Source organism: Pseudoalteromonas shioyasakiensis, from assembly GCF_022398475.1.
In the GTDB taxonomy this organism is placed as follows: Bacteria; Pseudomonadota; Gammaproteobacteria; order Enterobacterales; family Alteromonadaceae; genus Pseudoalteromonas.
The window spans coordinates 1-1,590 of the sequence record NZ_JAKEVM010000270.1 but is presented as its reverse complement, the minus strand read 5'-3'; the positions used below and the strand labels follow the sequence as shown (position 1 = coordinate 1,590).

Annotated in this window: 2 protein-coding genes; both read right to left on the bottom strand. The window is 35.6% G+C overall.

Annotation, left to right across the window (positions count from 1 at the left end; all coding sequences use genetic code 11):
- A partial coding sequence (locus tag L1D51_RS21375; protein WP_239964821.1) for a beta-lactamase family protein occupies positions 1–286 on the bottom strand: 286 nt, incomplete at its 3' end.
- Between the two features lie 126 nt (positions 287–412).
- The gene (locus tag L1D51_RS21370; protein WP_239964820.1) at positions 413–1,261 is read right to left on the bottom strand and encodes a DUF6279 family lipoprotein; all 849 of its coding nucleotides are present in this window, start codon (positions 1,259–1,261) and stop codon (positions 413–415) included.
- Positions 1,262–1,590: the final 329 nt, after the last annotated feature.

The following is a 1,590-nucleotide window of genomic DNA, read 5'->3' as shown; positions in this document are numbered from 1 at the left end:
CTGTTACAAGGTGTAGTACACCAGTGGCAATAAGTGTTTTAACAATAGAACCACTCTGAACTTTATTATCTGTCGTCATTTGCAAATCAAAATCTGCCAGCCCTTTCGCCCCTAATTCAATTCCACCTTCTGAAACGGTAGACCAAACGACCCCAACTAACGATTCACGATGCAAAGCTTGTTCAATTTGAATAGACAACTCACTTTTTGACGTTAACTTTTTTCCTAATGCGGGAAAGTGAGACACTAATGATAATAAAATCAGTACGATATAGAGTTTTTTCACAGCTTTTTCATTTTATTTTTATACCAGTGACAAGGCTTAAAGAATAAACCTACTTTATTTTTATTATTTTGCTACAGTGGCAAAGCGCTTTATAGATCAAATAAACAGCTCAATTCCAATTGAATTTTAGTCATCGATTAAGTCAGCCACTTCCTCAATAAGCTCATCAAACTCATCGTGAATGTTACTACGCTGTTTGTCGGTTAATGTAGGCTTTAGCTCCAATAACAAGTTAACGTAGTTATCAAGGTTTTTATCATCGGCAGCAATTAACTCATCGCTCATAAATGCAAAACGATCATTAATAATAACAGCAAGTTGTTGGTTAAAATCTGCTGGTTTTTGCTTTTGCATAAACAGCGTTTTTAATGTATCTAAACGCTTTTGTTTGTATTGCATCCACAGTAAAAATGTACTGACTCGATTATTTGATGAGTTCTCTATCAGTGTTTGTTGCTGTGCAGATAGCTTGGTACCGAACCACTCTTTATAGTTTTCAAGGTTTTCTTCTAAACGTTCTTTTTTATGTTGCTCAGGCGATTTTTCTTCGTGTTCTTTGTACTCATCGTTAATGTTTTCTTGCAGTGCAGCAACAAACTCAACTCGCTGTTCATATGAAAGAGAGTTTGCTAAATCAATAAGTTCAGGCTCGATTTTATCAACCAGCGTTTGCCAATGCTGCTTTGCTTGTACGAAGTGTGCTTTAAGCTCGTTATGATCAACTTGCTTATCTAACATGGACTTTAAGCTTTCAAGATCACGTTTGTATAAAGGGAGTTGTGTTTCTCGATGCCAATCGCGGCTGGTTTTGACGATATGCTTAAATTTATCAGCTTGGTCACTGTTGAGGTCAACATAATCATCAATCCAAAACCCTGATAACCAACCTAAGTTATTGTAAGTGAAGCTAGGAGAACACCCAGCAACGGTGAACAACAAACTAAATACGATTAGATACTTTGATAGCTTTTTCATTGTAGTTTTTTCAAATCCTGTTTCAAAACAAAGTAAACATACCACCGAGAACAAATATTCAGCAATAGCAATTAAATGAAATTAATTATCATTTAAGTATTGACGAACAGCTAAACCTAAGTAATAATCGTTATCAACAACTTGGTTAGCTAAACTATTCTCACAGCAACATCATACTGTTAAAGGCTTTGATGCTGTTTAACCAAGTTAGTTCAAGACGTAACTCTTGATTGTCACCTGTTTCCTCGACCCAAACATAGACATAAAACGTTACACTTTACTTGCTACATTGCTCATATCGGTGACGGTAGATATGAAACTAAAAAAGC